13 protein-coding genes and 2 rRNA genes are annotated in these 21,608 nt (G+C 45.5%); all 15 read right to left on the bottom strand.

The annotated features are described in order from the left end of the window. Positions 1–24: 24 nt before the first annotated feature. On the bottom strand, positions 25–1,056 hold the full coding sequence (gene thrB / locus HXT20_RS00855) for a homoserine kinase (RefSeq protein ID WP_422114381.1): 1,032 nt from the start codon (positions 1,054–1,056) through the stop codon (positions 25–27). Between the two features lie 76 nt (positions 1,057–1,132). Beyond that, positions 1,133–2,512, bottom strand: a complete 1,380-nt coding sequence (locus tag HXT20_RS00850) for a homoserine dehydrogenase (RefSeq protein WP_422114380.1) — start codon at positions 2,510–2,512, stop codon at positions 1,133–1,135. A 104-nt stretch (positions 2,513–2,616) separates the two neighbouring features. Then, on the bottom strand, positions 2,617–3,609 hold the full coding sequence (locus tag HXT20_RS00845; protein ID WP_422114379.1) for a CPBP family intramembrane glutamic endopeptidase: 993 nt from the start codon (positions 3,607–3,609) through the stop codon (positions 2,617–2,619). A gap of 141 nt (positions 3,610–3,750) precedes the next feature. Then, complete coding sequence (locus tag HXT20_RS00840; protein ID WP_422114378.1) at positions 3,751–4,896, bottom strand: D-alanine--D-alanine ligase family protein; 1,146 nt, start codon at positions 4,894–4,896, stop codon at positions 3,751–3,753. 93 nt (positions 4,897–4,989) lie between these two features. Continuing rightward, positions 4,990–5,985: an NAD(P)H-dependent glycerol-3-phosphate dehydrogenase gene (locus HXT20_RS00835; protein WP_009993976.1), complete on the bottom strand. Its 996-nt coding sequence runs from the start codon at positions 5,983–5,985 to the stop codon at positions 4,990–4,992. 206 nt (positions 5,986–6,191) lie between these two features. Beyond that, a complete protein-coding gene (locus HXT20_RS00830) occupies positions 6,192–7,073 on the bottom strand; it encodes a lysophospholipid acyltransferase family protein (RefSeq protein WP_415691064.1) in 882 nt (293 codons plus the stop codon). A gap of 319 nt (positions 7,074–7,392) precedes the next feature. Beyond that, entirely contained in the window at positions 7,393–8,265 is an 873-nt protein-coding gene (locus tag HXT20_RS00825; RefSeq protein ID WP_004115980.1) for an anchored repeat-type ABC transporter permease subunit, read from the bottom strand. After that, the gene (locus HXT20_RS00820) at positions 8,265–9,086 is read right to left on the bottom strand and encodes an anchored repeat-type ABC transporter ATP-binding subunit (RefSeq protein WP_422114456.1); all 822 of its coding nucleotides are present in this window, start codon (positions 9,084–9,086) and stop codon (positions 8,265–8,267) included. Before HXT20_RS00820 ends, HXT20_RS00825 begins: the two co-directional genes overlap by 1 nt. Before the next feature lie 43 nt (positions 9,087–9,129). Continuing rightward, positions 9,130–10,959, bottom strand: coding sequence for an anchored repeat ABC transporter, substrate-binding protein (locus HXT20_RS00815; protein WP_422114377.1), 1,830 nt, complete (start codon positions 10,957–10,959; stop codon positions 9,130–9,132). 25 nt (positions 10,960–10,984) lie between these two features. After that, the gene (locus HXT20_RS00810) at positions 10,985–13,396 is read right to left on the bottom strand and encodes a choice-of-anchor M domain-containing protein (RefSeq protein ID WP_422114376.1); all 2,412 of its coding nucleotides are present in this window, start codon (positions 13,394–13,396) and stop codon (positions 10,985–10,987) included. Further along, complete coding sequence (locus HXT20_RS00805; protein ID WP_004113720.1) at positions 13,389–14,777, bottom strand: choice-of-anchor M domain-containing protein; 1,389 nt, start codon at positions 14,775–14,777, stop codon at positions 13,389–13,391. Before HXT20_RS00805 ends, HXT20_RS00810 begins: the two co-directional genes overlap by 8 nt. Positions 14,778–14,790: 13 nt before the next feature. Then, positions 14,791–17,199, bottom strand: a complete 2,409-nt coding sequence (locus HXT20_RS00800) for a choice-of-anchor M domain-containing protein (protein WP_174190977.1) — start codon at positions 17,197–17,199, stop codon at positions 14,791–14,793. Between the two features lie 233 nt (positions 17,200–17,432). Then, on the bottom strand, positions 17,433–17,987 hold the full coding sequence (locus HXT20_RS00795) for a cysteine hydrolase family protein (RefSeq protein WP_014554803.1): 555 nt from the start codon (positions 17,985–17,987) through the stop codon (positions 17,433–17,435). Positions 17,988–18,139: 152 nt separating this feature from the next. Continuing rightward, positions 18,140–18,256, bottom strand: a 5S ribosomal RNA gene (gene rrf / locus HXT20_RS00790). Positions 18,257–18,421: 165 nt separating this feature from the next. Continuing rightward, positions 18,422–21,481 (bottom strand): 23S ribosomal RNA (locus tag HXT20_RS00785). Positions 21,482–21,608: the final 127 nt, after the last annotated feature.

The raw sequence follows: 21,608 nt of genomic DNA, 5'->3' as shown, positions 1-21,608 counted from the left end.
TTCCTTTTTACAACTTCACACAAATTATTCGCGAGTTATTGCAACGCCAATAGAATCAACATGCACGTGCAAAACTTTCCAATCGCAGCCGCTTAAAAGCGGTTCTGCAATTTTTTCTATTTTTTCGCTTATATTAGTAGCGTTATTTTCATCTACGGTTGCTGGCGACTTTTCCTCATAGAACACCGCCGCGCAAGATCCAGCTCCCGAGATTGCAGCCGCAAACCCCTTGTCTCGCAAAGCTTTTACTAAATCCCAAGTTGGTTGCATAAGACTTGCTCGGTATTGCTGGTGAATAGCGTCTTGAGTAGCTGTAAAAAGCAAATCGTTTCTAGAAAGAGTGGATTTTACGCAAGAATCGCAAGAGTTGGCAGAATCGCGAGAATCACCAAAATCACCAAAATCACCAAACGCAATCGGCAATAAGCAAGCGCGCGAAACGTTAAATACGGCATCTACATATGGCACTTTTTCTGGAAGCGCTTGGCGAGCCATTTGAGTTGAAAGAGTAAAGTTTGGCACAAAAATCGTTGCACGAATTTGCTTAGAAACGCCGTATCGAACAGTGTGGAACTCATCGCCATTCTTCCAACTGGTTGTCAATCCGCCAAAAACCGCTGGAGCAACATTATCTGGGTGACCTTCAATCGCAGCTGCAAGCTCAAAAATCGCCTGCTTATTAAGATTTCCATTATGCGCAAAAGCCCAAGCTGCAGCTACGCCCGAAACAATCGCACTGGCGGAAGACCCCATTCCGCGCGCTTGAGGAATGCGATTATGCGCTTCTAGAGTAAATCGCAAACGCGGCAAGCCAAACGCTTCGCACGCTTTGCGAAACGCGCGAACAACAAGATGCGTCTCGTCTTTTGGCAACGTATCTTCGCCTTCGCCATGAATAATCACGCGAACATCTTGTGAATCGTCAAGCGTATCATTAAGCGTAAAAACTAGCGAATCCGCATAATCAAGCGCAATTCCTGCAACGTCAAATCCCGACCCAAGATTTGCGCTGGTTGCTGGCACGCAAACTGACACACTGTCGCATACTGGTTTCATTTCGCACCTTTTCCGTTCGAGCAGCCTACTTAATTACTTAATTACTCAATAATTACTCAATTACGCGATTACTCAATTACTCAATAATTCGCAAAGCAAGAGGCTTTGCACACACAACATCCACTTTTTGCAAATCAGCAAGAATTGCGCGCAAATCCGCCTCTGTACAATCTTTTACAAGCACACGCAAAGCGTCAGGACCGCCGATTCCGCAAGCTGGGCAATCGCCCTCGCCCTCATATTGAGTTTGGCAAAGCATAGGCAATCGTTCCGCGTTAACTCCATGCGCATCAAACACATCCATCACTTCGCTGCAAAGAGCAAGTGAAGTATCCTCCATGCTGCATCGCACAACAAAATCCGCACGAATCGAGCGCGTGGAAGCCAAAGATTTTGCGTTATACATTGGCACGCTGGCATCGCTGCAACCGCGCGCTATGTTTCTAGCAGCTCCAACAATATCTCCAACAACCGCGCTGGCTGTTGGCGCACCACCAGCGCCGCGGCCGTAAAACATAAGATCATCCGCCGCTTGCGCTTTAACAAAAACGGCGTTAAAGCTGCCATGAACGGAAGCCAGCGGATGCTCTTTGCTAACCAACGCTGGGTAAACGCTTGCGCTCACACAGCCACTCGAATCGCAAGCAACCGCTGCAAGCAGCTTAATCACGCGATTTTCTGCACTTGCCGCAGCAATATCTGCGGCCGTAATCGCGCTAATTCCTTCAACGCTAACGTCATCAATGCTTATTGGCATCTGGAATGCAAGCGTTGCAAGAATAGCAGCCTTGTTCGCCGCATCAAATCCTTCAACGTCGCCTGTAGAATCCGCCTCCGCGTATCCCTTTTCTTGAGCCGCGCGTAAAGCCGAATCAAAATCAAGCCCGCGAACCGTCATCTCGTCAAGAATATAGTTTGTAGTTCCGTTTACGATTCCAAAAATTTGCGTGATTTTGTCGCCTACAAGCGACTCTCTAAGCGGACGCAAAATTGGGATTGCACCTGCAACAGACGCCTCGAAACTTAAATCCACTCCGTTTTTTTGCGCACACTCGTAAAGTTCTGGACCAAACTTTGCAAGTAACGCTTTGTTCGCTGTTACAACCGACTTTCCGCATTCTAGCGCGGTTTTTACAAATGTGTGTGCTGGCTCCAATCCGCCAATTAGCTCAACAATTATGTCTATATCTTCTCGTTTACAAATCTCTTCCGCGTCTGCGCTTAGAAGATTTTTGGCAATCCATGGAGCGTCCACATCTTCTGGATGTAAGCACGCAACTGCCGCAAGCTCTAGCGGGGCGCCGATTCGCGCCGATAAGTCAGAGTTTTCTTCCACTATTAGACGCGCTGTTTGCGATCCTACTGTTCCGGCGCCTAAAAGCCCCACGCGGATTGGCTCAGCAGAAAAGTCGCCAGCAACCGATCCATCACTATTTTCTGCATTTACCGTAACCATAAAATCGCCTCCAATATCCCAAATAATCCCAAATTAATCTGGAATAAATCCAGAATCAATCCCTAATAGACCCGTAATCTAAATCACACTAAACGCGTTCTCGCTCACACAAAAAGCATTATCATATTCATAAGCACTGAAACCACAAGGAAACCCATAATGCCGACTGTTCCGTAGAGCGCCTTTGTTCCAGCGCTCCCGCGAATTTCAAGCGGCGAATCGTAGAATTCGAGATATTTTTTACTCCTCGCTAACAGCACAATTCCAAACACAAACATAACAATCATGAACATCGCGTAAAGACCTATGAACATGAATCCAGGAGCCAAATCCGCGATTTCTTGCGTTGTAAGATTCTCAACTTTAATTAAGTTCCCGTTTGAATCCATCATATTGTCGGAAATCCACATCGCTATAACGCTTCCTTGGAAGTTTACAATCATGTGCAAAAATACACTGTATCTAAGCTGTGATGTACGCGCATACATGTAGCCGAACACAAGCCCCAGCCCAAAAGCATAGAAGAACTGGAACATGTTCATATGGAACAGCGCAAACGCCAGAGCCGAGAACACAATCGCGCGCTTTTCGCCATACACTCGCAGCCTGTCTATAATCTGCTTTCTAAACAGCCATTCCTCCACAACTGGAGCAAGGAAAACAACGAAAATTATGGTTTCCCATACGTTTCCGCCTGCCACTATGTCTGCAATCCTGTTTTCAGCTTTGCCGCCAGATATAAGCGCAGAAATCGCCAAACCTAGGTAGCTTCCTGCGTACATTATCGGTACGCTCACTGCGAAAAATCCACCAAACTGTCTGAACGTCATTGTGAATTTGCGTGTTTCTACCGCTGGCACTCGTCTTAAAACAAGCATCGCTATCGGCAACGCTATTAAGTATTGCGCAATGTCTGACGAAACGAAGGAGCTTAGCGAAGGACTTAGAACACCTTTTGGAACGAACAAGCCTATAAGTTCACCTATTAAAATAGTTGCAAGAATCCAAACAAATAGGAATAAGCATAGCGATATGCCAACATCTCCTTGACGTTTTCGCGCTAGATGGTACATGTCGTTATGCTGAGTTTTCCGCATTTTTACCTCTTCGTTTGTGTTTTAATTTTTCTTTTAAATCTGATTTTATACAGACTTTAAGATTTGATATTTGCGCGAATTTGCACAAATTCTTCGGTTGCTGGCGACTAATCCTCAAAAACTATGATTTTTAAGATTGTTTCAGTCTAAAATCACGCCTTCAATAAGCTTTGTGATTAAATCACTGTAGCTTATTCCGGTTGCTTCCCAAGCTTTTGGATACATGGAGATTGGCGTAAATCCAGGCATTGTGTTGATTTCGTTAATCATTACATGCCCTTCTGGAGTAACGAAGGAATCCACGCGACTAAGTCCTCTGCCATCTGCCGCTTTGAACGCTGCAAGCGCTGTTTTGCGCACAAGTTCCAAAGTTTCTTCTGGCAGATTTGCTGGCACTTCCACGTGTGAAGCTGCGGAATCCATGTATTTGCTGTCAAAATCATAGAACTGGTCTTCTCCAGCCTCGCGCTTGTCAAGCACAACTTCTCCAGGCCAGCTTGCCTGAGGCTCGTCGCCGTCGCGCGCCGCAAGAACAGCGCACTCGATTTCGCGCGCATCAATTCCCTGCTCTACCAATACTCGCCAATCGTGCTTTGAAGCCTCATAAACGGCATCTGCTAAAGCCTTAGCATCGCGCGATTCAACTTTTGTAACTCCAAAACTAGATCCTGCTCTGCTTGGCTTTACAAAAAGCGGATACTCGAGTTTTGCTTCTTCAACTTGCTCAAGAATTTCGTTTGCATATGAGTCGAAGTGATTTGCCGCGTCGCTAGCAAACTTTCGCACATCCAGTGCGATTCCTGGAGCAACATCAATTCCTGCTGCCTTAAAAAGTTGCTTAGCGTAATACTTATCCATGCACGCGGCGGATGCCAAAACTCCGCAACCAACGTATGGAACTTGCATCATTTCTAGCAAGCCTTGCAAAGTGCCATCTTCGCCGTTTGGACCGTGAAGAACTGGGAAAACTGCGTCAATATGACCTAAGCTTGTAAGCGTGCCATCCGCCTCTCGCACCAAAAATCCATCTGCTCCCTTTGCAGGATCTAGCACAACATCGCGCGTTTCCGCGGTTTTTGTTATTACCGGAAGCTCTCCTTCTTCCATACGGAAGTTTCGCGGATCTTCGCCGCCAACAATCCACTCGCCTTGCTTTGTGATTGCAATGCGCACGATTTCAAATCGACTTTCGTCTACAGCACTGAGTACTCCAGCAGCAGATATGCAAGAAATCGAATGTTCGTCTGCTTTACCGCCATACAAGAACACTACACGCTTTTTAGTCATTTTTTTCCTTTGAAAATTATTTTAATTATCTTAGTTATTTAGTTATTTTAGTTATTTTGAATTATCTACGCGCACTGCTTATCAGGCGCTTCACTATTCTTCGCAAACATCTTCCTTAAAAAGCATTGCAAGCATTTCTTGGCAAGAGATTCCTTCTTCAAGCACTCGAGCCATTGCGCTTGCAAGCGGAGTTTCAACGCCTAAACGCTTGCCCATCGCTACAACCGCGCCAGTTGTTGGCACACCTTCAGCCACACCATTGCTTACGGCAGTTGCTTCCTCAACGCTCATGCCTTTTCCAAGATTTGATCCAAAAGTGTAATTGCGGCTTAGAGGAGACCCGCAAGTTGCCACTAAATCGCCAAAGCCTGCAAGACCTGCAAAAGTGCGAGAATCTGCGCCTTCCGCAACGCCCAATGCCGTCAACTCTGCAAGACCGCGCGTTTCAATCATAGCAGCCGTGTTTTCGCCGTATCCTGCGCCTCGAGCCATGCCAACTGCGAGCGCAACCACGTTTTTAAGCGATCCGCACATTTCTACGCCGATTACGTCGGTTGATACGAATGCTTTAAAGTAACTATTTGAGCATGCTTTTGCAACGACTTCGGCATTTGCGCGATTTTCACACGCAACAACAGCCGCTGCGTGCTGCCTTAATGCCACTTCTTTGCTTAAGTTTGGACCCGATAGTGCTGCGAAGCGGCTTCGAGGCAAGCTTAAAGCTTCGCACACAACTTCGTCCATACGCTTTCCTGTTGTACGCTCAATGCCTTTCATAAGCGAAACAACAATCGCATTTTGCGGAATTTTGCCAGCAAATTCTTCGAGCGCAACGCGCGCAAACTGTGCTGCAATTGCCACGACTACAATATCCGCGTTTGCTACAGCTTCTTCGCGATCCCCAGTAGCTGTCATGTTTTCTGGCAATCGCTCTACGATTGGCAGCCTCACTTCGTTGCGGTGATTATCTCGAATGCCTTCAACAATCTGTGGCTCTATTGCCCACATTGTCACTTGATTTCCTGCGTCTGCAAGCACTTGCCCAAACGCAGTACCCCAAGCTCCAGCACCCAACACCGTAACATTCATGTTTACGCCTTGCCTTTCGATTTATGAGTTTGTAAATTACTTTGGTCGTAAGCCATTTGTAGCGATTTACAACTAGTCAAGTTATAGTCAACTTAGTCAACTTTTAATCACACTATTACACAATTCTACACAGTGCGCTTTACGGATGATTCACAAAAGTTTTACGGCTTAATGAACCGCAAATTTACAGCCACTATTCTTTGACTCTATTCTTTGACTCTCTTCATAAGTCTATAGTCAAAGTATCCTTCTGGTGCTTTTTCGCCGCGAATCTCTTCCATAATTTCCGTCATTCGCACGCGAATACGACGAGCTAATTCGGCAGCAGATTCCATAGGCGGCAAATCACCCCAATTTTCCATATCTTTAAGAAGATCCGAATAATCAAGACGCGCATCGTAGCACATTACAACATTCTTCTTTGGCCATGGCCACCAATGATTGATGCTTGCAGCACCCCAGACAACGGCGCAAAATAGCGGAATTTGATGCCCCAGCCTACGCGATGCTTCTAGTGCAATTACGCCCACTCCTGGCTTCATGCTCATAGGCCATTTTTGTGGGTCTCGCGTAACCGTTCCTTCTGGCCATACGCTAAGAGGTCTACCATTTGTTAGGATTTTAATCGATTCTTCCTCTATTTCACGCGCCTTTCCGCTTCTACGAGGTACTGGTTGCATTCCAACAAGCTGGAACCATTTTCCCATGATTGGCCAATGCGCGAGTTCTGCTTTTGCCATGTATCGCGGACGACGGCCTTGGTGGAATAGGGACGTCATTGGCACAAAAACGTCGAACATTGTAACGTGCGTGCAAGCGGTTATAAACACGCCTTCTTCTGGCACATTTTCTAATCCCCAAGCGCGCACTTTACAACGAGATCTAAGCACGCGAGACGTTCCTTCGAGAAGTCGCTCAGTTGCCTTTGGATTTTGCGCGTTGATTTCTGCCGTATTTGGCGTCCGCGCGCCCGTTGGGTAGTAATAAGTAGGATCAACTAACTTGTGTGCTCGCGCTAAGCGTTCTACTTGCTCATCGCTGAGCGGCTTAACTGCGCTTCTAGGCGAAGGCTTTCCTTTAGATACCATACGTCTATTGTGCCGCAAACTATAAACCGCAAAATATTCCACAATCACTCACATAAATTCCACCAAACTGGGTAGAGATTCGAGATTTTTCGCAGCGGATGAAGCGAACCTCAGCATGAAATGGTGATTCGCTGAAGTAGCAAGAAAAATCGAGAATCTCGGTGATTAAGTGGTACGCAATTGTTAAAGATATTCAGAAGGTTTGATGTATTTCTATACGAGCAATAAAAGAGGAGCGTAGCGACGGGAGTTGCGAGGAGAGAAATACTCAAACCTCGCGCAACGTTAAATAGGAAAATCGTTAGCGCGGTCTAAGCGCTCACGCAACGACTGATCGTAGTTTCGGCACAATTCTCGCTACCAACCCGTGTTTAGGCGAGCACACCCATGCTAGAACAAACATAAAAGTGGCAACCAAAACGATTGTTCCGCCAGTAGCAGTGTCTAAACTCCAAGACAAGTACATTCCAAGAATCGAAGAAGCGCACCCAATAGCAGGCGCCAAAATCATCATTTTCCCAAGTCTGTCGGTAAGCAATCGCGCAGTCGCTGCAGGCGTGATCAAAAGCGCTAAAACAAGCACGTTTCCGATTATTTGCACAGATACTACTACAGCAATCGCAACTAAAACGTATAGCATTCCATCCAACCACGCTACTGGCAACCCCATTGCTCGGCTTGTTTCTCGATCCATTGAAACGCATACTAGCTCTTTGTGGAACATCATTAGAAGCGTTACGATTATTAGCCCTGTTATTGCTACTACAGCAATGTCGGAGTCTGGGATTCCTGTAATGGAGCCGAATAGGAACGATTCCAGGGATCCTGCATAGCCTGAAGCTTTTGATATTACTACGATTCCGAGCGCAAATGCGGACACAAAAAATACGCCGATAAACGAGTCTTCGCGAAGTCTTCGATTTTGGCTAAATATTGATACGATTAGCGCTGTTGCAACTCCTGCTAGCGCTCCACCAAATAGCAAGTTTCCTTGCAACACAAATGCGATTGCGAGTCCTGGAAAAACGGAGTGAGCTACTGCGTCTCCAATAAACGCCATTCCGCGCAGCACTACGTAGCATCCTACAACTCCGCATATTACGCTAGAAAGGCACGCCACGATAAGCGCTTTGAGCAAGAACCAAAGGTCTGGGTTTGTAAGGTCTTGTATAAAGTCGATTGGAGATAGCATTATTTTTCTACCACACTTTCATGCGCCATAACGCGCTCTACTGCTTTGATTAGTGGATTTTGCGCATCCACATGGAATGTTTGCACCCATTGATTTGCGTTTAACGATTCTGGAACGCCGTCGCCCACTATGCTTCCGTCGAAAAGCATGATTCTAGAACACGAGTTTATGGATCCGATTATGTCGTGCGAGCTCATCAAAATCGCTTCTCCCGACTTTGCTAAATCCAAAAAAAGACTCGTGAGCAGCTCTTGAGTAGGCATATCTAAGCCTGTAAATGGCTCGTCTAAAAGCATCAATCGCGGCTGCCCTGCGAGAGCGCGCGCAACGAGTACGCGCTGCCTTTGTCCTCCTGAAAGCTCTCCGATTGTGCGATCTCTAAAATCAGCCATTCCTGTGCGCTCAAGAGAAGCGAGCGCTATCTCGTAGTCTTCTTTTTTTGCGCGACGAACGTAGCCAATGTGACGAATGCGGCCCATCATTACCACGTCTAGTACGGAAAGTGGAAAATCCCACGCAATATCGTGACGTTGTGGCACGTATCCAACGTTGTTTACTCGCGAATTAATCAAAGATTCACCGCTTTTGCTAGCGTGTACTTCAAGCTTTCCAGAATGCGGTATTAGCCCCATAATCGCGCGGAAAAGCGTTGTTTTTCCAGCTCCATTTGCACCAAGAAGTCCCACAAATTCGCCGCTTTTAATCGTAAACGAAACGTCTTTTACAATCGTGCGACTGCCGTAACTTACGATTAAGTTTTGCGCGCTTATAACAGTATTCGCGTCCATAATTGTGTACATATTTCCCTCATCAATCCTCATCATTTAAATCCAACTTAAATCCAACATCAATCCACCATCAATCTCACTTCAAGCACTTTGCCAAAGAATCCGCGTTCGCTCGCATCATATCCGCGTAAGTTCGCACTTTAGAGTCGAAAGCATCTCCATAAATCGGGCACACTTTTACGTGCGCCTGCGCCGCAAGCTCTTTAAGTACAGACGAACGTGAGATCAAATTTGGCTCCAAAAACACAGCTGGAATCTCTAAATCGCGCAAAATCTGCTGCAATCTACGCCTATCTTGCACGCTCGGTTCGCTCGAAGGATTAATCGTTACAAATCCTGCAATATTCACGCCGTAAGTTTTACCCAAGTACGCAAAAGCGTCGTGCGTTGTAACCAAATTGCGCTTCTCTTTTGGTATTGATGCTACTTTTCGCCTCATATACGCGTCTACATCTAGAAGCTTGTTAATGTATCGGTCCGCATTCGCGCGATATTTACGAGCATTTTTCGCATCCACTTCGCAAAGGCGATCTGCGATTGTGCGCACGTATGCTATGCCATTTTTTACGGATTGCCACAAATGCGGGTCAATGTCGCCGTGAACGTGCTTTCCTAAAACTGCTTGTGGCAGCTGATAAATCTTCTGCCTTGCAGCTCCCAAAAATCTGTATCCTTGTTCTGCCGGAATCTCTTTCAAAGCGTTAGTTGGAACTTCTACAACCACATCGCGAGGCTTGTAATACACGCGTTTTGGTGTAGTGGAGCGCTTTTCTTGCAAAGTATCTACGCGGTACACAAATCCGCGTTTTGCCAAGTCGTAAGCTAAATCTGCATGACCCTTGTTCAGCACTACGCTCGCTCCACGTTTTTTGGCTATTTTTTGCGCGTTTACGCCTACAGCAAATCGCATTTTGGTGTTTCCAAGGCTAGACACTACCTCGTTTTGTGCGTTTAACATATCGGCGTGCAAGTCAAGCGTGTATTCGCCTGGCTTGCTAAATGCCCAGCTTAAATGCGTGTGTGCGTCTGCTGGCAAGTCTACGTGGTCGTTTGCGCTTATTCCGTTTGCGCTGTTAAAGTATGTTTCTACGCTTCCAAAAGTGCCAGTCAAATATGCGAATAGCGCGCCAGGCCCTTTTACTTTTGTGGCTGTTAAGCGTATTCTGTCAGACCTTTTCATGTTGTATGCGTTAGGTTTTATTACGGTTGCGCGACCTTCTTTTGTTGCCGTAGATGGCGCGTTTGATTGCAAAGATTGACCTGACTTTTCTAGTTGGCTGGCTTGTTTTGAATTTGTTTTTGTTTTATTGAGATTGTTTAGCGATGCGAGTCCACCAGCAGCCGCCGAGGGCGATTCTTCCGCACGCTTTTGCGTATTTGCACTTGTGGAGCCTTGCGCATTATTCGCTTCTTCGCTTGGCTGCGCAGCCATGCGTTCTGTAGCAAGCCCCAGCCAAATTGTATCCAAAGACACGTCTTCTACCATTGGAATAATATCTGCCGCGTGCTTCACACTTTCTTCCGCAAGTTGCACATTTGGCACACCTTTTCGCAAATTCGCGTCCAAAGCTGTAATAACGCCGTGTTCTTCAAGCATCATGTAGTTGCTAAAAGCCACATCAGCGTACACAACATCTCGAATTGAGCGCAAACGCGGCTCATACGAATGTGGATCCGCGTTGTCTGGCACAATGGCGCTAACGTTGGCTGCTTCCCCTGCCACATTCGCCACCATGTCTCGTAGAACGCCCGTAGTTGTCACTACGTTAATGCGACCATCGCGATGTACTGCACGATTCCCATTAGCACTACCACAAGCAGACAGCGGCAGCGCGGTTAAAACTGCTAGAGCAGCAGAAACCGCGCGCTTCACACTTTTTTTACCTAGTAAATCAACGAATTTCATTAATTTTACCAACGTTTTCTACGCTTTATTTCAAATTCATAAGTGCTCTAAATAAGCCTCCTGCAGGTATTAATCCGCGTTTGCGTAGAACGAACAATCCAGCTGCGCAAGTTCCAGAAATTGCTGTAATACCAAGACTTAAAGCCGTGTATGCAACTACTGGCTTGCGTTTGAACAATCCTACTATTCCTCTAGGCTCTTCGCTTTTAACGCCGCTTTGCAAACTTTTTCTTAGACCTTTAACTCGTTTGGAATTGTATTTTGATTGGATGCCTTTGTTTGCATGATTTCCAATTCCGCCAGATATGCTTACAGATCTTCCAGTTTTGCCTCGATTAGCGCTTTTCGATGCTCCAAATCCGCCACCAAAGAATGATGATCCCGAACCGGAGTTTCCTCTAGCTGCAGCTGCTAATGGCGTCGTGCCACTATTATTGCCAGAATTTCCATTATTTCCAGAATTGTCGTTATTGTTGACTTTGTCGTCGGAACTGTTCTCAGAGTCATCATCAGTTTCATCAGTTTCATTTGAATTATCATCTGAATCTCCGTTTTCGCCATCGACTTTTGTCATAGAGCAGCTCATTGGCTTTTCCATTGGGTCTACACCAATTGCAAAGTGGAAGTCTTTTGTAACTGTTTTTCCGTTTGCGCTTACAGCAAAAGTAATCGTATAATATCCAGACTTTGAGAAGTCCCAGTTTAAATGCATATGCGTGTTTGCTGGGATTGTATACGTACTGTTTCCACTACTAGACATGAGTGTTTTAGCTTTTACACCAAGTCCGCCTTGCAACCAAATTCGCACGCTACCTGGCCCTTTTACAGATTTAAGGCTGATCTTGCTTGGCTTGTGTGGGCTTAAATTCTGGTTACTCCAGCCAACCCACGGTACGCTATTTTTTTGCGTTTGTGGAAGTCGCCACACACCTTTATCTTTAGCTGATTTTCCAGCATAAAACACAACTTTGCTCGGGTCACGCTTTACGTGGCTTCCAGTCACGTCTTCTTGCACTGCAAATTCTATTCCGTTACCAGTTGAATAGGTTGCTAAATCAACGTGACCATGCTTTATTACTAGCTTATCACCTTGTAAATCCTTAAATTTTGAGCATTTTTTGACGGTTTTTTGCTTTTTGTCTTTGCTTTTAGATTCGGTTTCAGATCCGTTACCGCCTTCACTTTTCCCATTGCCATCTTCTTCGTCAGAACTTTGGTTAGCTAGTCCGCCATTTGGCTTGGCACCAGGCCATGGGGTTACGTAAACTCTGTTGTTGTTTCCGTTTATGACAATCGAAGTGGAAGAATCTTCACCATCTTCATCTTCGTTGTCTTCAGATTCTTCATCTTCATTATCACTATCGTTACCGTCTTCGTCACTTTCGTTTGTATTCTGATTTTCGTGTTTATTTAATTCGCTATCGTTATCAGGATCTTTATCTTCTATACGAAAATATTCACCAGTAGCATCACCTTGCATATCCACATTAAACGTGTATCCTTGCGAATCTTTAAGGATTTTCCCGTCTTTTGTTTTAACTGTTACTTCTATGCACAGACCATATTCACCTGGTTTGGTAAACACCCAATTAACATGCAAATGCGTATTGTCGTTTCTATAAAACTTATGAGGAAAATCAGTATTAGGCGATCCTAAAACAGGTATTACCTTACCGTGAGAATCATTCTCATAAACATACACTGCTCCGCCTTCTGGAATAGTCGCAGACTTTAAGTGAAACTTTACAGCGGAAACAGTTTTACGAGGCAATGTTTGTGTTGTAAAACCCAACCACAACTTGTTATCTTCCTGTCCTTGAGGCAAAGCCCAAACATACTCGCTACTATTATCTTTAGAAAGAAAACTTAATTCTTTAGCAAAATCAGATTTTCTTAATTTTGTGTTGCTTCCAAGCATAAATTCTATGCGATCAGAATTGTACCTAACACCGTTTTGGGGTACGCCTGGGAAATAATCTCCTTGCGTTCCCAACACAAGATGCCTGCTTTTATCCATATACACAGCAATGCCATCAGTATGACCCTTGTACACCTTACACTTTTCGTATCGTGTGTCTGAATCCTTTGGCTTACTGGAATCTTTAGCTACAACAGCGGCCTTGCAAGCTTCTTCATTACTGGTTTTATTAGGATTATCGCTCTTTTTTGGATCTTTTGCAGGATTCTGATCAGTTTTAGGCATATTGGAAGAATCATAACTACTTGAATCATCCGAATATACATTCTCGTCAGGATCTTTATCCTCGTCGCTACTATTATCACTTTCTGTAGCAGAAAGCCCATTTTTTTGCGCTTCACTCGCATACGCACTGCCGCAATTGCAGCAGCACATCGATGCCAAGAATCCAAAAGATATTATTGCGCTTAAAATCGCGCTTAGTAGTCTAAAGCAGATTAAGGTTGATTTATTACGCATTGTTTTGTCCTAAATTATTAAAATCTGTGTTCGGTAAGATCGTTGTTTCTTCTGTAGGATTCACTAAGTCACTTAGTGAACTTTGATTTTCAACATACTGAGGATTTGGATTCGCATAAGTCTGATTCGCTTGAGGCTGAACGTACTGCTGCGAATATGGCTGAGCATAAGTCTGTGCTGGAGCAACTGGCTGCACTGGCACATTAGACTGAGCATACACTGGTTGCTGCGGAACTCCATACTGCTGTTGTTGTACAGGCTGTTGTACGTACTGCGGTTGCATTTGCTGCACTGGAGCCACCATTTGCGGTTGCGTTGGTTGCTGCATAGGAGCCATTGGCGAAACTTGCTGATTCGCGCCATGTTGGCTAATCGCCTGCTGCTTTGCCTTCTTGCTTTTAATTACAGCAAATACAATAAACGCAATAATTACGATTGTTAGAATTACAAATACAATCATCACAATTTGCGCTATCGCTACTGTATCGTCAGCGCTACTAGCTTTCTTATGCTTTCTGGCGGAAGCATTGCTCGATTCGCTTCCTTCCGCATTCTCATCATTGTTGTCTGCGTCAGACTCTTCGTTATTTTCTCCGTCGTTTCCTTCGTTTGCATTCGATGAGCCAGACTGAGAGTGCGCGCCTGAAGATGCTGCTCCTGCTGCTCCAGATAACGCAGCTTGTGGATCTGTTTTTTCTCCCACTGCAAAATTAAGCACACGAGTGTCACTTACAGCGCGACCATTCTTTAGTTTTCCAGAAAAAGTGAGCTTTACATGGTAAATTCCAGGCTTCGAGAATACCCAATTTACGTGAGTGTGCGCGTTCGCTTCAATCCAACTGTTTTGTGGATATCCTTTAGTACTATCCCATAATTGCTGTGGAGCATTATTGCCATTTTCAAGGTAAACGTGCAGTTTTCCAGGTCCGCTAACGCCATCAAGCGAAAGGTTTGCTCCGCGATCTAGCTCGTTAAGCACTCCACCTTCCTGCGTGTTCCATCCGAGCCATACCACATTAGAGTTTTGTGTTTGTGGAATCACATAAAGCTTTGTTCCTGGTTTTTCGCCGATAAAGTTGTACGTTGCATCGTTTGGCATAGGAACTATTGAGCTGTTGCCAAGTTTGAATACTACGTTTTCTGGGTCTCTCCATACTGGTTCGTCGCCAGTATCATCGCGAATTTGTATTTTCCAATTTCCGCCAGAAAGTGTTGGTCCAAAATCTGCGTGACCTGCCTGAATCATAACTGGCTGGTTGCTTGTTGCAGCTTTGGCGGACCCCATAAATGGAGATGGGAGTAGAGCCGTAGCTAGTAGCATAATTGCTGTGCATATTGATGCTATTATTGCCGTTGCTATATAGTGCTTGTTTTTAGTCATTTTTCTTCTCCTTCTACAACAACTTCATACGTGGTCTCATCAAGAAAGCCCCAGCTCCTGTTACAGCACATAAGCTCACGCTTGCAGTTCCTACAGCAGCAGCTACCCATTTTGTTTTGTGACTTTTTGCTTCTTGTTCTTCTTCTGAATCTTCTAGTACTTCTGAATCCTCAATGTTTTCATCATCAGAATTGTATGAAGCAGCTTTAGTCTTATTTGACTTTTTGCTTTTTTTACTAAGCAGTTTCACTTTTTTCATCTTCTTAGAATGTTTTGAGGAAGAAATACCATTTGACAATCCGCCTAATCCTTTAGAAGAAGATTTTGTGAAGCTTCCACTAGCATTTGTAAATACATTATTAGTATTAGCTCTTGCAACTAACGGAGTGGTTGCGGATTGCTTAAAACTGTTATTGTCAGAGTCTGACGATTCGGAAGAGTTATGCGAATTGGAAGACTCAGACGAATTGGAATCATCTTCGCTTTCATCTGACTTATTCTTATTCTTCTTTTTATCTTTATCCTTATCGTTTTTCTTTTTGTTCTTCTTAGAATCTTTATTATCTGACTCTGATTCCTTGTTGTTATTCTTTTCCTTTGATTCACCTGTGTTATTGGATTCTTCGTTCTGATTGCCGTCTTCTATCTCATTCTGACTATCAGATTCATCGTTTCCATTAGACTTATGGTTCTTATTCTTTTTACGATTCTTCTTATTTTTCTTATTCTTCTTGTTTTTTGTTTTATTGTTCTTGTTGTTCTTGTTGTTCTTGTTGTTCTTCTTATTATTAGAATCTTTTGAGTTTTCAGGTTGCGCATGATCTTTTTTGTCTAAATTCTTTATATTGACATTCCAATCGCAAAAATCATCGAAACCTGCGTTCCTATATAACGTTCCGTCGTCTAGCACAAGATAAGCGCGAACGACAGCATCCTGCATGCTTTCATCAATTGTTAATTCGCATGTGCTTCCATCGGCAGAACCTTCAATATTTTTAAACTCTTTTTCGCCATCTTTTTTAATCATCCACTTGTATTTTTTTACTATGGATGTCGCTGGCTCTTCTGGATCAGACGCTTCACCTTTTACAGTAGGAACTCGTGGGGAGAACAGTTTAGCTTTTAGATGAACTTTTTCTCCTAAATTGACTTTGGACTTTCCGTATGCTTGTACTACTGGGCGTCCGTCAGCGCCATGATCTTCTACGACTATTGTTCCGAAAGCTCTATCTCTATCGAAAGCTCCGATTCCTTCACCTGTTAGAATCACGCGAACTTTCATTCCGTTCATCGCAGGTTCGGCTGGCAGCTTTAGCCTTTCACCTAAGAAGCATGATGCAAACGTGTTTTCTTGTTCGTCAGCCCTGTTTATACACCATTCGTATGATGGTTTTTTTATTGTTCCGTTTTCAATATCTTTTTTGAATCCTTCACGATACGTGTAAAGATTCAATCCACCGCCTGGCTCATAGGAATGATAATGTGGGTGGCTACCTGTATTGCGAATCCCTAGTATGCACAGATTGCCATCAGCACAGTCAGAGTTTTCAGAAGGATTATCGTCTTTAGTGTTTGCATCCAAAACTGGAATTTCCGCTTTTCCGCGTTCTTTAACAACAGACTCAGATGACACGGTATGATTATGGCTTGCTTCAACAATAAAAGTATATTTGGCAGTATTAGTGGTTTTAGTTTCTTTCGTCGTCTTATTTTTAATAACAGCGTACGCTTCTAATGTATAAGTTCCAGGCTGAGTGAATACCCAGTTTGTATGTTGATGTGTAACTTGAGATTGATGAATCACTCCTGGAAGCTCGAATCGGCTGCCTTCCTCTTTTTCATCATCTTTATCTTGATATTCAAATGATTTTGCTATGGATTCTTTATCCTTATTTTTTGCAGACTGCCATATTAATACTTTTGCACCTTTAGGAGCTGTTACTTTTTGTATAACAATATCTGCTGATGCGCCATCTGGATTTTCCGATCCAACTGCTTTAGAAGTAATGGAAGTATCCCACCCTGGGAATAGCTCTTTATCTTGTTTATTACCAGATTCGTCTAAAAGCCAATAACCTTGTGAAGCATCGAATGGTAACTTGTTTTTGTAATTATCAAAATCTTGCGTACTGTATGATGATTGACCAACCTTCATTGTTACATTTTCAGGCTTGTATAGCATAGAGTTGGCTTCAAAACCCATTATGAGCTTGCCATTATGCATAAATGGATAGAAGATGTCCATATGACCGTTTGCCAGCACATCTTTTGCACTTGCATCATACTTATAGATAGTTTGTTCTTCATCCGCATACGCAGGATTTGCAGCACTGAACCCCGATACCAGCACCGCAAACGCAAGCACCGCAACGCCACACATTGCAAACGCGCGTTTTACCATATTCTTAATGACCTGAGTCATAATTACTATTTCGCTCTCTACACTTCATCTTCTCTATTTCGCAATGTGTACTCTTCTTTTACACATAACTACTCGAAGACATCTTTACAACGTCTATCAATAATAATAATGATTCTCATTAATAGTCAAGTCGACACTCCGATTAAACAAAAACGCTGGCAGCTCAAAGCAACCAGCGTCGATTATTTAATAATTGATTATTTAATAATTATTTATATTTTTAGCTAAAGATCTTAGCCTTCTACAATATCTGCATTAAGACAAGTCTTAAAGTGGCGCAAAGCCCACTCGTGACCTTGAGGATCAAAGCTTGCGACTGCATCTTTGTGAACCACAATCTTGAATCCAAGATTATACGCATCGACAGCCGTGTGAAGCACGCAAATATCTGTGCAAACGCCTACCAAATGCAGCTCCTCAATATGACGTTCGCGAAGCTTAATCAGCAAATCAGTGCCATTGAACGACGAGTAGCGCGTCTTATGAATGTAATAAACGTTGCTTTTATCTTTATTTGCCTCATAAAAATTGCCAAGCATGCCATACAGTTTCTGACCGTGTGTTCCAGCAATATTGTGAGGTGGGAAAAGCTTAGTTTCAGGATGATACGGATCGTTTAGATGATGCGTATCGATTGCAAAAACAACGAATTCTCCAGCGTCTAGAAATTCTTGCGATATCTCTGTAATTCGCTTCTCGAGCTTTTGTGCAGGCTCTCCTACTGTAAGCGAGCCATCACTTGCAACGAAATCATTCGTATAATCAATGTTAATAAGAGCCTTTTTCATACATACTTCCGTTTAATCAGTTTAATTGTGTTAAAGCTACACTTACACACTACTCTTTACGCTAACAAGTTCTTACGGCAATGCGAACGATAACCTAAACTTAAATAATAAAAAAGCGGGGAACAATCAAGTTCCCCGCTTATCAAAGAATAATGCGGCAGCGTGCTAGTCTCCCACACCCTATCGAGTGCAGTACCCTCACCGTGTCAGGCCTTAGCTTCCGGGTTCGGAATGGGACCGGGCGTCTCACCTGAGCCATGACCACCGCAAAACTAGATTATACACTCGCTTTAAACGAGCGGCAAATTGGCGGTTTGGGAACCGGACATGAACGCGAGCAACAGAAAAACAATCATCAAAATCAACAACTTAACCATAATCATGACCGTCTAACACTCCTCAAAGTTAAGAGAATTAAACGATAAGCAATACAAGTAGTATCACAATCGCCCATTAGTACTGGTCAGCTCCACCCCTTACAGGGCTTCCACATCCAGCCTATCAACCACGTGTTCTACATGGGGGCTCACACACAAAGTGCAAGGAATGCTAATCTTGGAGCAGGCTTCCCGCTTAGATGCTTTCAGCGGTTATCCCTTCCAAACGTAGCTAACCGGCAGCGCCACTGGCGTGACGACCGGCATACCAGAGGTTCGTCCACCCAGGTCCTCTCGTACTATGGGCAGGTCTCCTCAACATTCCAACGAGCGCAGAGGATAGAGACCAAACTGTCTCACGACGTTCTGAACCCAGCTCGCGTGCCGCTTTAATCGGCGAACAGCCGAACCCTTGGGACCTGCTCCAGCCCCAGGATGCGACGAGCCGACATCGAGGTGCCAAACCATCCCGTCGATATGGACTCTTGGGAATGATCAGCCTGTTATCCCCGGGGTACCTTTTATCCGTTGAGCGATGCCACGTCCGTACGCCGGCACCGGATCACTATCTCCGACTTTCGTCCCTGCTCGACCCGTCAGTCTCACAGTCAAGCCCGCTTGTGCGATTACACTCAACACCCGATTGCCAACCGGGCTGAGCGGACCATTGAGCGCCTCCGTTACTCTTTAGGAGGCAACCGCCCCAGTTAAACTACCCGCCAGGCACTGTCCCTAACACGGATAACGTGTCGAGGTTAGACGCCAGATATGGAAAGAGCGGTATTTCACTGATCGACTCCACGCAAGCTAGCGCCCACGCTTCACAGCCTCCCGCCTATGCTACACGATCCACACCTAACGACAATACCAAGGTATAGTAAAGGTCCCGGGGTCTTTTCGTCCTTCTGCGCTTAACGAGCATCTTTACTCGTACTGCAATTTCGCCGGGCTCCTGGCCGAGACAGTGGGGAAGTCGTTACGCCATTCGTGCAGGTCGGAACTTACCCGACAAGGAATTTCGCTACCTTAGGATGGTTATAGTTACCACCGCCGTTTACCGGGGCTTAAATTCACCGCTTCACCGAAGCTAACGGATCCTCTTAACCTTCCGGCACCGGGCAGGCGTCAGAGCGTATACAGCGGCTTACGCCTTCGCACGCTCCTGTGTTTTTGGTAAACAGTCGCTACCCCCTAGCTTGTGCCACCCCCAACAGCTCCGCTTGTAAAAAACATCACCATCAGGGGTCTCCCTTATGCCGAAGGCACGGGAGTGATTTGCCGAGTTCCTTGGCCAGGATTCGCCCGATCGCTTTGGTATACTCTACCAGACCACCAGTGTCGGTTTAGGGTACGAGCGGAATCACACCTCACGTTGAAGCTTTTCTCGGCAAGCAGGATCACCGGAATCAGCCTTACAGCCTACCCATCACGCCTCAGCTTAACATCCCCCGGATTTACCTAGAGGACAGCCCACACGCTTAGCCACGGAAAACCACCTCCGCAGCCGGCTACCTACCCGCGTCACTCCCACGCTAACCTACTACCGATACGCTCCCAACACTAAACCAGAAGAAAACCCCGAAAGATAATCAACCAGAATAACGAAGGTTAGTACTCTCAGATTCAGTTCGAACGGTGTAACACCGGTACGGGAATATCAACCCGTTCATCCATTCGACTACGCCTGTCGGCCTCGCCTTAGGACTCGACTCACCCGGGGACGACGAACGTGGCCCCGGAACCCTTAGTCATTCAGCGGACAGGATTCACACCTGTCTCTCGCTACTCATGTCTGCATTCTCACTCCCGTATAGTCCACGACAAGTTCACACTGCCGCTTCACCCCATACAGGACGCTCTCCTACCCCACATGAACTAAATCATGCAGTCGCGTCTTCGGTGGCGTGCTTAAGCCCCGCTACATTGTCGGCGCGGAACCACTAGACCAGTGAGCTGTTACGCACTCTTTCAAGGATGGCTGCTTCTGAGCCAACCTCCTGGCTGTCTATGCGACTCCACATCCTTTCCCACTTAGCACGCGCTTCGGGACCTTAGACGACGATCAGGGCTGTTTCCCTTTTGACGACGGAGCTTATCCCCCGCCGACTCACTGCCATGATAAACCTAACAGGTATTCGGAGTTTGGCTGCTATTAGTACCCGGTATGGGCCCGCAAGCATCCAGTAGCTCTACCCCCTGCAAGCAATAACATGACGCTGCACCTAAATGCATTTCGGAGAGAACCAGCTATCACGGAATTTGATTGGCCTTTCACCCCTAACCCCAAGTCATCCCCCCAGTTTTCAACCTAGGTGGGTTCGGTCCTCCACACGGTCTTACCCGCGCTTCAACCTGCTCAGGGCTAGATCATCCCGCTTCGGGTCCAGGACATGCGACTAAAACGCCTTTTAAAACTCGCTTTCGCTACGGCTCCCCCACCCGGGTTAGCCTCGCCACATACCACTGACTCGCAGACTCATTTTTCGATAGGCACGCCGTCACCCCACAAAGAAGGCTCCGACGGATTGTAAGCGCACGGTTTCAGGAACTATTTCACTCCCCTCCCGGGGTGCTTTTCACCTTTCCCTCACGGTACTAGTACACTATCGGTCAGACAGGAATACTTAGGCTTACCCAACGGTCTGGGCAGATTCACGCGGGATTCCACGAGGCCCGCGCTACTTGGGAATAAACATAAAAAGACATCGCGCAACCTGCTACGGGGCCATCACCCTCTACGGCTGGGAATTCAATCCCATTCACATAACACGACATTTTATCACTCTTCTCAACCCCGTCAGAGGCTGAACAGTCAATCCCACGACCCCGAATACGCAACACCTGACGATTATCACACGTACTCGGTTTAGCCTGATCCGCTTTCGCTCGCCACTACTCACGGAGTATCCTTTCCTGCAGGTACTGAGATGTTTCACTTCCCTGCGTACCCCCCACAAAAACTGTGGTGACCACCCATAACAGTGGCCGGGTCTCCCCATTCGGAAATCCTCGGATCAAAGCCCACTCGGCAGCTCCCCGAGGCATATCGCAGCCCGTCACGTCCTTCATCGGTCCTGTCTACCAAGGCATCCACCATACGCCCTTACCAGTGATACACCAGTAAAAAGCCTATCGCTTAACTCTCTAGACAATAAATCATCACACTAAACGATCACAAAACGATCAAGCGACTCCACCAAAATGGAGCCGGTTGAAATTGATAAAAGTAAAAACAAGCAAAACC

The organism is Gardnerella sp. DNF00109 (genome assembly GCF_049262845.1).
GTDB classification, from domain to species: Bacteria; Actinomycetota; Actinomycetes; order Actinomycetales; family Bifidobacteriaceae; genus Bifidobacterium; species Bifidobacterium vaginale.
Note: the sequence above shows the minus strand (reverse complement) of the source record. Positions and strands in the feature narration are given on the sequence as shown.

Bases quoted from the DNA above. Each gene is read 5' to 3' on its own strand.
- HXT20_RS00845 (WP_422114379.1), bottom strand. From the start codon at position 3,609: ATGCGGAAAACTCAGCATAACGACATGTACCATCTAGCGCGAAAACGT.
- HXT20_RS00820 (WP_422114456.1), bottom strand. From the start codon at position 9,086: ATGAGGATTGATGAGGGAAATATGTACACAATTATGGACGCGAATACT.
- HXT20_RS00800 (WP_174190977.1), bottom strand. From the start codon at position 17,199: ATGACTCAGGTCATTAAGAATATGGTAAAACGCGCGTTTGCAATGTGT.
- HXT20_RS00850 (WP_422114380.1), bottom strand. From the start codon at position 2,512: ATGGTTACGGTAAATGCAGAAAATAGTGATGGATCGGTTGCTGGCGAC.
- thrB (WP_422114381.1), bottom strand. From the start codon at position 1,056: ATGAAACCAGTATGCGACAGTGTGTCAGTTTGCGTGCCAGCAACCAGC.
- HXT20_RS00840 (WP_422114378.1), bottom strand. From the start codon at position 4,896: ATGACTAAAAAGCGTGTAGTGTTCTTGTATGGCGGTAAAGCAGACGAA.
- HXT20_RS00830 (WP_415691064.1), bottom strand. From the start codon at position 7,073: ATGGTATCTAAAGGAAAGCCTTCGCCTAGAAGCGCAGTTAAGCCGCTC.
- HXT20_RS00805 (WP_004113720.1), bottom strand. From the start codon at position 14,777: ATGACTAAAAACAAGCACTATATAGCAACGGCAATAATAGCATCAATA.
- HXT20_RS00835 (WP_009993976.1), bottom strand. From the start codon at position 5,985: ATGAATGTTACGGTGTTGGGTGCTGGAGCTTGGGGTACTGCGTTTGGG.
- HXT20_RS00815 (WP_422114377.1), bottom strand. From the start codon at position 10,959: ATGAAATTCGTTGATTTACTAGGTAAAAAAAGTGTGAAGCGCGCGGTT.
- HXT20_RS00810 (WP_422114376.1), bottom strand. From the start codon at position 13,396: ATGCGTAATAAATCAACCTTAATCTGCTTTAGACTACTAAGCGCGATT.
- HXT20_RS00795 (WP_014554803.1), bottom strand. From the start codon at position 17,987: ATGAAAAAGGCTCTTATTAACATTGATTATACGAATGATTTCGTTGCA.
- HXT20_RS00825 (WP_004115980.1), bottom strand. From the start codon at position 8,265: ATGCTATCTCCAATCGACTTTATACAAGACCTTACAAACCCAGACCTT.